The following is a 10,925-nucleotide window of genomic DNA, read 5'->3' on the forward strand; positions in this document are numbered from 1 at the left end:
GAGCATGTCCGACGCAAACAGTCTCGCAGAACGCTGCACGCAGGTTGCGGAGCTGTCCGTGGAGGCGCTCGACTGGATCGGGGATGCGGAGAATGCCGACCAGGTGCGCGGGCGGGAGAAGACCCTCGCGCAGCTACTGCGCCAATCCAAGCGGCGGGCGAAGAAGCTGTCGCGCTCGGCCCGCACCCGGATGTCGGTCAGTGTGTTCGGACCGTCCCAGGCGGGCAAGTCCTTCCTGGTGTCGGTGCTGGCGCGGCCGGCGGACGGGCGGCTGACGGCGGATTTCAACGGGCCGGGCGGCAAGCTCGATTATATCAGCGAGATCAACCCCGAGGGCGAGGGCGAGTCGACGGGGCTGGTGACCCGCTTCACCATGTCCAAGGATCCCACGCCCGAGGGGTTCCCGATCAAGCTGACCCTGCTGTCGGAGGCGGATCTGGCGCGCACCATCGCCAATTCGTTCTTCAACGATGGCAGCGACGAGGAACCCGTGCCGGACGCCGCCCAGATGGCCGCCCATTTCGATGCCCATCGCGGCCGGGTCGGGAGCGTGGATGTCCCCGGCATGACCGAGGACGAGGTGTTCGAGATCGGGGATTACTTCGCCGCCAGCTTCGGGCGCGCCGCGGCCAGCTACAAACCATTCTTCGAGGAAGCCGCGGCCATGGCGCCGAAGATGGCCCTGCCCGACCGGGCGGCCTTCCTGTCGATCCTCTGGGGCGGACACGAGGCGTTCACCCGGCTCTATCTGCAACTGGCCGAGGCGCTGGCGCGGATCGACGGTGCGGCGGAGGTGTTCGCCGGGCTCGACGCGCTGACCCCGCGGGAGACCTCGATCATCGACGTGAAGACCCTGCACGGGCTGTTCGACGGGGCGGCGGCGGACACGCTGCAGGTCCGGACCCCGGGAGGCAAGGTCGTGGCCCTGCCGCGGGCGGAGGTTTGCGCGCTGGCCGCGGAGCTGGTCTTCCCGATGGAAACGCAACCCAGCCCGCTTTTTGCCGAGACGGACCTACTGGACTTTCCCGGCGCGCGCAACCGCTTCGAGCAGCCGCTGGCCAAGACGCTCGCCAAGCCCGAGGAGACCGTCAGCCAGCTTTTGCTGCGCGGCAAGGTGGCGTATCTCTTCGACCGCTACGTGGAGAACCAGGAAATCACCTCCATGCTGCTTTGTGTGCCCGACAGCAACATGGAAACGCTCGACCTGCCAGGGCTCGTGGAGAACTGGATCGGGATGACCCATGGCGTGCGTCCCGCCGACCGGGCCGAGACCGACTGCATCCTGTTCTTCGTGATGACCAAGTTCGACAAGCACCTGGGCGAAAGTGCCGCCGGCGGTGGCGAGGCCACCCGGTTCGAGCGGCGCATGGACGCGAGCCTGCTGCAGCCCTTCGGTGGCAAGATCGATGACAGCTGGGTCAATCAGTGGACCCCGAACCAGCCGTTCCAGAACTGCTATTGGCTGCGGAATCCCAACTATTTCGTCGAGGGTCTGATCGAATATGACGAAAACCAGCGCGAGCTGGGCATCCGGGCCGAGAAACAGGCCCGCGTGGCGGAGCTGAAGGCGGGCTGCCTCGCCGCCGACCCCGTGCAGCGGCATTTCGCGGAGCCGGAGGCGGCCTGGGACGCGGCGCTGACCCTGAACGATGGCGGGGTCGGGTACCTGACCGGGAAGCTGACCAAGGTCTGCAAGCCCGACAGCAAGCTGCGCCAGATCAAGACCCAGGCCGAGAAGATCATCCGCGAACTGGAGCTGGAGCTGTCCGGTTTCCATGTCTCGGACGATTTCGAGAAACGCGAGGCCGAGAAGCGGCTGGCGGCGGCGGAAATCATCGACTGTCTTGAGCTGACCCTGTCCAACCACCGGTTCGGGGCGTTTCTGGGCGCGCTCTGCGTCGATCAGGACATGGTGCAGGAGCGGATCGCGCGTGTGCCCAGCTCGATCCGGATCTCCAGTGCGGTGTCGGCCGCCGCCGCCGAGCGGCCCGCCGCCGTGGCCGCCGGTGCGCCCGCCCGCCCCGGCCGGCCCGCGCGGCCCGGGCGCCCGGCCCGGCCCGCGGCGGTTGCGCCGACCGAGCCTGCCGCGGAGGAAGAGCCTGCAAGCGCGCCGAACATCCGCACCATGACGCCGGAGCAATTCCAGGCCGACACGGCCATCGAGCTGTGGGTCGAGGGGCTCAAACGCTTCCGCGAGGATGCGCGCCTGCTGGAGGCGCTGGCCCTGACGCCTGAAGCCGCCGCCCACCTGGTGACCGAGTTGATCCACGGGCTGCGCCGGACCGGGGTGCGTGACGCCATGATCGCCGATCTCGGCAAGATCGCCTATGGCAACACCGTCGACCGGCAGGCTGCCCCAGCCTCGATCGTCTGTGCGGAGGCGATCAACCGCTTCGTCCATACGCTCGGGGCCGAACGCCTGCCGCCGGAGGCGCGCCCCCAGGTCGAGACCGACACCGGCCCGCGCCCCGTCTTCGCGCCGCGACCCGCCCCGGATCGGTTGGACGGTCTGCCGGAGATCCCGCGCGCCTCGGCCGAGGAGACCTGGACAGACTGGGTGTTCATGCTCGAGGCGCTGTTTGTCGGCAATGCCGGGGACACCGATGCGGGGGAGATCAACCAGGAACAGAACCGCCGCATGGGCCGTATCCTCAAGGGTCTCGCCGGGGAGGCAGCCGCATGATCGCCCTGCGTCCGGACCCCGCCCATCCCCGTGGCGGATATGCCGAGCTTTCCCTCGATGCTGCCGTCCTCGATGGCGACGCGGCGGCGGTCGAGGTGTTCGACCTTTATGGCGAGCGGTTCCTCGGCCCCGAGGGCTGGCAACCCGAACGCCATGCCTTCGGGCCTTATCCGATAGATCGGGCCGAGGGCAGCGCCAGGATCGTGGTGGGCCCGGAGATCGTCGACAAGCTCGAAGAATTCGCGGCCCTGCGCCTGACCGTGGGCGGCGTGGTGACCGAGCTGAGCTGGCCCGAGCAGATCGTGCATTCCCCCAAGGCCGCGACCTCGGACACGGCGATCAAGGTGGGCGATGCGCCGGCACCTGCCGCCCCCGCGGCCCCGATCCGCATGGCCGAGCCCGAGCCGGAGCCCGCACCGGAACCGGAGCCGACCACCCCCCTGACGGAGCCGGAAGCGGACACGCCCCCGGAGCCCGAAGCGGCCGACACCGACGAGACCGAAGAAAAATCGTTGAAACTGCCGCTTGTCCTGGGCGGTCTGGCGCTGGTCGGGGCGGCGGCGGTGGCTGCCTTCTTCCTGCTGCAACCGGAGGAGGTGGTGGAGACCCCGCCACCGCCCCCCGCGCCTGCGCCCGCCCCGGCGGCCACCGCGCCCGATCCCTGTGCGCCCGCTGAACTGGAAGCCCTGGCCTCTCAGGGTTTCGGCGCGCTCGGCCCGGCCTTGCGCAATTGCGGCGGCGCGGTCAGTGCCGACACTGCGCTGGGGCTGTTGGAAGAGGCCGTAGCGCAGAACGACCCGGCAGCACTGGCATTCTTCGGCACGCTTTACGATGCGGCCCAAACCGACGCGGTGATCGAGGAACAGATCGGCCTGACGCTGGGTGATGATCCCGCGCGGGCCGCGGAATACTATGCCCGCGCGCGGGATGCCGGGTCGGCGGAGGCCGAAGCGCTCTTGTCCTCTGTCTGCCTGACCCTCATGCTGAAGACCGACACCCTCAGCGCCAGCGCGCGCGAAGATTTCTGCGGAAACTGAAAAGGCCAGCCTTGATGCGTTATTTCCTGTCAGCCTGCCTTGTGAGCCTCGCCCTGCTGGGGGCCGCCGCGCCGGTGGCGGCGCAAACGGCGCGTCCGCTGCTGCTGGAAGGGACGCAGACCGTGTTCCAGCGGGTCCTGACCAAGCCCGGCGCGCAGATCCGGTCCGCCCCGCAAGGCCAGGTGATCGCGTCGATGCCCGCGTTCCAGCCTCTCTATGTCTATCAGCGCGCCAATGGCTGGCTGGCGGTGGCCAATTCCAACGCGGGCGGGCCGACGGGCTGGATTTCCGAGGCCGAGGCGGTGGATTGGAAACAGAATATCGTCGGCGCCTTCACCAACGCCGCCGGGCGCGAGCGGCAGTTCTTCTTCGAAACCGAGGAACAGTTGCGTTGGCTGATGAACCACGAAGCCCTGCGCGCGGTGCAGGCGCGGCTCCTGGCGCAGGCCGAGGCGGGGATCGTGGACGGGGCCGAGGGCGTGGTCGCCATTGAGCCCGAGGAATTCGTCAATATCCGCGACGAGCTCTACCTGATGCCGATCCTCGATTTCGTCGAGGACCTGCACCCGGTGAACTACGAGGACGTGCTTCTGATGCAGGTGGCCTCGGTGCCCAAGGATGCCGCGCCGCCCACCGCACCGGAGAAGGGAGAGGGCGCGGGCCCGTTCGATGTGGGCATCGTTTTCGTGCTCGACACCACGCAGTCGATGGAGCCCTATATCGCGGCCACCCAACGGGTGTTGCAATCCACCGTGCAGGACATCGCCGGGACCGAAATCGGCGAGTTGGTCAATTTCGGCGTGATCGGGTTTCGCGACAACACCGATGCCGTGCCGGAGCTGGAATACCGCACCAAGGTGCTGATGCCGCTGGCACGGCGCGCCGATCAGGCCCCGGTCATCGCGGCTATCGGCTCGGCCACGCAGGTGGCGCGGGCGAACTCCCCGGGGTTCAACGAGGACAGCCTTGCAGGGGTCGAGGACGCGATCGACGAGATCGACTGGGACCAGCTGGGCGCGGGTGATCCGATCGACGCGCGCTACGTGATCCTGGTGACGGATGCGGGGCCAAAGGATCCGCGTGATCCCAATGCCCGGTCCGAAATCGGGGTGCGGGAGTTGCAGACCGATGCCGAAGGCCGCCGCATCGTGGTGATGACGCTGCATTTGAAGACCCCGGTCGGGGGCGCGGCCAATCATGAGTATGCCGAGGCGCGCTACCGCGAGCTGTCGCGTTTTGCCGGGCGGGAATACTACTTTCCCATCGAGGGCGGCTCGGAGCAGGCCTTCGCCGCCACGGCGCAGCGGCTGGTGACCGCCCTGACCGACCATGTGCGCGTGGCGCGCGGCGAGACCGCCGTGCTGCCCGAGGCCGAGGCGGGCGATGACCTGGTGGCCCTGGGCCGCGCCATGCGGCTGGCCTATCTCGGCGCGCAACGTGGCACCCAGGCGCCTGCCGTGATCCAGGGCTGGATCGCCGACCGGGCGGTGGAGGCGCCCCAGGCCCAGGTGATCGAGCCGCGGCTTCTGGTCACCAAGAACGAGATGGCGACCATGGCCGAGCTGCTCGACAATCTCGTGCGGCTGGGCGAGCAGGCCACCGGCACCGACGATGCCTACAGCTTCTTCGGGCAGGTCCGGGGGGTGATTGCGCAGATGGCCCAGAACCCCGACCGGCTGGTCAACCCCGATACCGACACGCTCGGCGGGGCGCTCGAATACCTCGAACGACTGCCCTACCAGAGCCAGCTTCTGCAGATGACCGAGGACCGCTGGGGCCAGTCGGCCATGCTGCGCCGGGGGATCATCGACGGGATGCGGCAGAAGCTGGTGCAATATCGCAAGTGGCTCTTCGATCCCACGGTCTGGACCGCGCTTTACGAGGGCGCGCCCGATGGCGAGCTGGTCTTTGCCATGCCCTTCGACGTGTTGCCCTGAGCCGATGGCGGGCGCGCGGCTCAGCCTGTCGGACCTGAGCGTCCATCTGAGCGACGGCGACCGCCGCTTCGTGCTGGAAACCGGGGTGCTGGAGATCGCGGCGGGCGAGCCTGTCGGTCTTTCGGGCGGGTCGGGCACGGGCAAGACCCTGCTCTTGGAGGTGCTGGGCCTGCTGCGCCAGCCCGATCCCGGCGGGCGCTTCACGCTCCATGCCCAGGGGCGTGAGGTCGACCTGCGCGCCGAGGCCGGGCAGGCCGCGCGCCTGCGGGGGCGGTATTTCGGCTTCGTGCCGCAAGCGGGCGGGCTGTTGCCTTTCCTGACCGTGGCCGAGAACATCGCCCTGAGCCAGAAGATCACCGACACCGCCGACGCGGCCTGGATTGGGGAACTGATCGCCCGACTGGGCCTGGCGGGGTTGGAGCGGCTGACGCCCTCGGCCCTGTCCATCGGGCAGCGGCAGCGCGTCTCGATCGCCCGGGCGCTGGCCCACAGGCCCCTCTTCGTCATCGCCGACGAGCCTACGGCGGCGCTGGACCCGGAGGCCGCCGAGACCGCCATGGGCCTGCTGATCGAAGCGGCCGAGCAGGGCGGGGCCGCGGTCATCGTGTCGTCCCACGACCTCGGCCTGCTGGACCGCGTGGCCCGCAGGCGCGTGCACCTGTCGCTCGCCCCGGCGGCCCCGGGCACCGTCCGCTCGGTCCTCGCGGCCCGGACGGAGGCCGCGGCATGAAACTGCTGGCGAGCCTCGCACTGAAGGACCTGCTGCGCGAGCGGATGCAATTGCTGTGCAACGTGGCGGTTCTGGCCGGGGTTCTGGTGCCTCTGCTGGTGCTGCTGGGGGTTAAGAACGGGGTTTATGACGCGTTGATCGGGCGGCTTCTGTCGGATCCGGCCGCGTTGCAGATCGACACGTCAGGCAACCAGAGCTTCCGCGCCGAGGACGCCGAAGAGGTCCGCGGCTGGCCCGAGGCCGGGTTCGTGACCCTGAAAACCCGGTCCCTGTTCGATTTCGTCAACGTGCGGGAGGTCGGCGGGCGCGGCAAGCGCGACGCGATCCTCGTGCCCTCCGGCACCGGTGATCCGACCCTTGACGGGCGGACCCTCGGGCCGGGGGAGGCGATCCTGAGCGCGGGGCTGGCCGAGCAGCTGTCCCTCGCCGCGGGCGCCGAGATCCAGGTCATCACCCAGGCCAGCGACCGGCCACGGCAACTGGCACTGCCGCTGACCGTGGTCGCGGTCCTGCCGCCGGAGCGGCTCGCCGGGCGCGCAGTGCTGACCGACATCGCCGTGCTCGACCTGGTGGAGGCGTTCTACGACGCCTATGCCCTGCCTGAATACGGCATCGCCCAAGGTCGCGATATGGCCGAGCGGGTCGCGGATTTCGAAGGGATGCGCGTCTTCGCGCGGGATCTGACCCTGCTTGCCCCGCTGCAAACCCGCATCGAGCAACGCTTCAACATCCGGACCGAGGCCCGCACGGCGGAGGTGGCAGGGGTGCTGAACCTCGGGCGCAATCTCGACCTTGCGCTGGTGCTGACGGCATCGGTGGCCAGCATCGGGCTCGCGGCGGCGCTGGTCTTCGGCTTCTGGTCCGAGGTGGCGCGCAAGCGGCGGGTCCTGGCGACACTGGCGCTGATGGGGCTGCCGGCGGCCTCGCTCTGGGTGTTTCCGGTGATCCAGGCGCTGGCCTGCGGGCTGATCGGGCTTGCGGTGTCTTTCGGCCTGTTCCTCGGGGCGGCGCGGGTGGCCGAGGCCCTGTTTGCAGGGGGCATGCCCGAAGGGCAGCGTCTCGTGACCCTGTCGCTGGTCGAAGTCGGGATCATATGCGCGGGCGTGCTGGTCTTCGTGACCGCCACGGCCCTTTTTGCGGCGCGCGCGGCGGCCAGGGCGGACCCGGCCTCGGTCCTGCGGGAGGGGGCGGCATGAGGGCGCTGCTCGCCGCGGTCTGCCTGCTGGCCGCGCCCGGGCTTGCCCAGGACGCGGTTGCACCGCTGGATTTGCCGCAGCCCGAGGCGGCCCCGGCCCAACCCGGCTGGGGGTCGGAGCTGACCGACCCCGGCACCGTGCGCGGCGACGCGGCCCCCGCGGACCTGATGCTGCCGATGCCCTGCGGCGGGGCGATGGCGTTCCAGCGCGTGGTCGTGCCCGTGGATGTGGGCAATCCGCTCGACGACCGCCGGTTCCGGATGGGGCAGTCGGAGCCTTCGACGGGCTATTCCGACTATCTCAGCCAGGCGTATCTGCGCGGGGCCTTCACCGATGCCGAGGCCGGGACGTCGCATTACTACATCGCGCGTTACGAGCTGACCGTGGCGCAATACCGTGCGCTGACGGGCGATTGCGACGCGCGCTTCGGCCCGCGCGACAGCTTCGCCCAGGGCGGGCTGAGCTGGTTCGAAGCCGTGGCCCTGACCCAGGCCTATACCGAATGGCTGTTGCAGAACGCGCCCGACGCCCTGCCGCGCGAAGGGGAGCGCCAGGGCTTCCTGCGCCTGCCCACGGAACCCGAATGGGAATACGCCGTGCGCGGCGGGGCGAAGATCGACCCGACGCTGTTCGCGGGGCGCCGGTTTTTCGCCGAAGGCACCCTGGACGGCTATGCCCATTTCCAGACCGGCGGGCGGGCTACGGACCAGCTGCGGCCCGTGGGCATCCGCCAAGCCAACCCGGTAGGCCTGTTTGATGTCTACGGCAATGCCGAGGAACTGATGCTGGAGCCGTTTCGGCTGAACGCGGTGGGGCGGCGCCACGGGCAGGCGGGCGGGTTGGTCACCCGCGGCGGTGCGATCGATGCGGAGGCGGCGCAGATCTACACCGCCCAACGCCGCGAATACCCGATGTTCAACCCGCGCACCGGCCGCGCGCTGGCGGGCACGTTTTTCGGGATGCGCCCGGTGATTGCCGCCCATATCGTCGCCGAGGAGAGCTTCGATGCCATCCGCGACGGCTGGGTCCGGGCGGCGGAGGGGGGCGAGACCGAGGCGGCGGGCGATCCGGTCGCCACCCTGGACGGGCTGGCGCGCGACGAGCTCGACCCGCGCCGCAAGCAGGCGCTGGAAGAGGTACAGCTGGAGTTTCGGCTGTTCCAGGACCGCGCCGCGCAGTCGCTCAAACAGGCGGCGAAATCCTCTCTCCTGAGCGGGGCGGCCTTCGTCGAGACGCTGGTGGCCGACAATTTGCAGATCGGCCAGATGGACAGTGCCGCGCGCGCCCTGCGCGACCGGGTGGGGGTGTCCATCGGGGACCAGCGGGCGCAACTGATGCAGTCGTTCCGCAGCACGGTGGAACGGCTGACCGCCCTGCGCAACGAGCAGCAGACCTATCTGTTGTCCTATCGCGCGATGCTGGAAACGCTGGGCACGGATTTCCCCGAGGCGACCCGGCGATCGGCCTATGACACGCTGGTCAGCGAGCTGTCCGAGGCGGGGCAGACAGCGCTTCTCGACCCGCTTGCGGCGTTCTGGGCCGATCTCGACGCGTTTGTCGCGCGCCCGGACATGGGCCAGACGGAGCTTCTGGAACTGGCAATTCGCTAGGCGTGGCTAGCGAGGCGGTCCCTTGCGCGTCGGCATGTTGTCGGGCAGGGCCGGTTCCGGCGCGACCTCGCTGTCGATGTCGTAGCGCGCCTCGCCCGGATCGAAGGAGGCCGAGATATAGGGCCGCTTGCGCCCGCCACCGGGCTTATCGGCGGCCTCCACCAGGGAATAGAGTTGCAGCGGGGCGCCGGTAAAGCTGTTGAAGGTGCCGACCGGTGCCTCGCCCTGGTTGGGCACCGATTCCCAGTGGCGTAGAAGGACAATGGGCTTCACCGGCATGAATCCGGTCAGGAGCACGTCGCCCAGGAACTGCCCGTCGGTGGAGGGGTTCGTGGTCCCACGGAACTGTGCATCGGGGATCAGCGCCCGCAGCGCGGCATTTGCACCGGTCTGCCAGCCCTCATGATCCGTACCGATCAGTATACCGCCACCGGCCTTCGCAAGTGCGGTGATCTGATTGGCAAGCAAGGCCCCACTGGAAGATTCGGAGCCGGGAAACGCCACCTCGGGGGCGCGTGAGATACGCATGTTGCGGATCCCGAACGATCCATCCAGCATCAGGGCCTGACGGCCGCTGGCATAAAACTGCTGTAACGCGGCCCGGTCGGCCTGTCCGATGACCGAGGAACGGTTCATCAGGTCCAGCACCAGAACCACGGTGTCCGGGTGGGCGGTCAGCGCCTCGGCCAGAACGCCCGTCCGTTCAGCCAGCACATAGGTCGAGCGGAAGGTCTGACCCTTCTCGGAGCTGTTGAGCCAGTCCGACATATCCTGGCGCATCTGGCGCGTATGGGTTGGGTGGTGGTGGGTGCCGTTGAAATACAGAACCTTGATGGGTTCGGCCCGCAGGGGCAGGGCCAGGCCAAGCAGCAGCAAAAGAGCGATCAGGGGGAATAGGCGTTTCATTGAAATCCCGACAGAAATGCCTGCGCAGCCTAGCGCGCCCTTTCCGCGCAACAAAGGGGTTTCGCGCATGAAAACCGCGCGCGGACCCCGATTGCGTTTGACGCCTGCGACGAGGCGGTCGATCATGGTTCGTGACGGAAGCAAGCGACCCGGAGAGGCGACATGGCGGCACGGCTGCGCAACACGGTGCTGGCGATCGGGCTGGTGGCGCTGACCGGGGGGAGCGCCTGGCTGGCGCTGCAGGCCTGCGCGCTCAACCTGCCGTTGCTGCCCAATGCCTGCCCCGGCGCGCGCACGGATGCGGCGCGCGCGTCGCTCATGGCGGCGGAGGCGCGCACCATCGATCTGCGCGAACGGGTGCTCGCCGCGGAGCGGGAGCTGGCCCGCCTGCAATGCACCGCCGCCGCGCCCGACCCCTTTCAGCCGCTCGACCCGGTGGCCTGGTCGCGGGGCGATCTGGGCGCGCTCTATGGCTGTTGGAGCCTCGACAGCACCTACGCCACCCGCGATGTGGACACGGACGAGGTGATCACCTACCCGACCTGGCAGATGTGCTTCAACGGGCAAGGCGACGGCAAGCAGGTCATGCGCGGCAGCGACGGCACCGATTGTACCGGCCCGGTCACGGCGCGGTTCGGCACGACCGGACAGCTGCAGGTCATCGAGGCCGACAACCTGTCCTGCGGCGATGGCGGCTATATCCACCGGCGCGACATCGCCTGCACTCTCCAGGCCGCGTCGGGCCTTCAATGCCAGACCCTGCAGCCCGAAACCGGAGGCGAGGCGGGGATCGGGATGCGCAAGCTGACCCGGCCGCTCTGACCCC

Annotated in this window: 8 protein-coding genes; 7 read left to right on the forward strand and 1 reads right to left on the reverse strand. The window is 69.1% G+C overall.

The annotated features are described in order from the left end of the window. Positions 1–4 precede the first annotated feature (4 nt). Genes DSHI_RS04590 through DSHI_RS04615 form a run of 6 tightly spaced genes read left to right on the forward strand, consistent with a single transcriptional unit; the run spans position 5 to position 9,193 of the window. Positions 5–2,683: a putative virulence factor gene (locus DSHI_RS04590; RefSeq protein ID WP_012177574.1), complete on the forward strand. Its 2,679-nt coding sequence runs from the start codon at positions 5–7 to the stop codon at positions 2,681–2,683. Beyond that, positions 2,680–3,720: a hypothetical protein gene (locus tag DSHI_RS04595; RefSeq protein ID WP_012177575.1), complete on the forward strand. Its 1,041-nt coding sequence runs from the start codon at positions 2,680–2,682 to the stop codon at positions 3,718–3,720. Before DSHI_RS04590 ends, DSHI_RS04595 begins: the two co-directional genes overlap by 4 nt. 14 nt (positions 3,721–3,734) lie before the next feature. Beyond that, positions 3,735–5,657 (forward strand): vWA domain-containing protein, encoded by a 1,923-nt coding sequence (locus DSHI_RS04600; protein WP_012177576.1) that lies wholly within the window; start codon positions 3,735–3,737, stop codon positions 5,655–5,657. Between the two features lie 4 nt (positions 5,658–5,661). Continuing rightward, complete coding sequence (locus tag DSHI_RS04605; protein ID WP_012177577.1) at positions 5,662–6,387, forward strand: ABC transporter ATP-binding protein; 726 nt, start codon at positions 5,662–5,664, stop codon at positions 6,385–6,387. Then, a complete protein-coding gene (locus tag DSHI_RS04610; RefSeq protein WP_012177578.1) occupies positions 6,384–7,583 on the forward strand; it encodes an ABC transporter permease family protein in 1,200 nt (399 codons plus the stop codon). Before DSHI_RS04605 ends, DSHI_RS04610 begins: the two co-directional genes overlap by 4 nt. Continuing rightward, positions 7,580–9,193 (forward strand): formylglycine-generating enzyme family protein, encoded by a 1,614-nt coding sequence (locus tag DSHI_RS04615; protein ID WP_012177579.1) that lies wholly within the window; start codon positions 7,580–7,582, stop codon positions 9,191–9,193. Before DSHI_RS04610 ends, DSHI_RS04615 begins: the two co-directional genes overlap by 4 nt. A gap of 6 nt (positions 9,194–9,199) precedes the next feature. Here DSHI_RS04615 and DSHI_RS04620 read toward each other — a convergent pair whose 3' ends face one another. Continuing rightward, positions 9,200–10,099 carry a hypothetical protein gene (locus DSHI_RS04620; protein ID WP_044027634.1) on the reverse strand — a complete coding sequence of 300 codons (900 nt, stop codon included), beginning with the start codon at positions 10,097–10,099 and terminating at the stop codon, positions 9,200–9,202. 162 nt (positions 10,100–10,261) lie between these two features. Between DSHI_RS04620 and DSHI_RS04625 the strand changes: the two genes are divergently transcribed. Beyond that, the gene (locus tag DSHI_RS04625; RefSeq protein ID WP_012177581.1) at positions 10,262–10,921 is read left to right on the forward strand and encodes a hypothetical protein; all 660 of its coding nucleotides are present in this window, start codon (positions 10,262–10,264) and stop codon (positions 10,919–10,921) included. Positions 10,922–10,925: the final 4 nt, after the last annotated feature.

Source organism: Dinoroseobacter shibae DFL 12 = DSM 16493 (assembly GCF_000018145.1).
GTDB classification, from domain to species: domain Bacteria; phylum Pseudomonadota; class Alphaproteobacteria; order Rhodobacterales; family Rhodobacteraceae; genus Dinoroseobacter; species Dinoroseobacter shibae.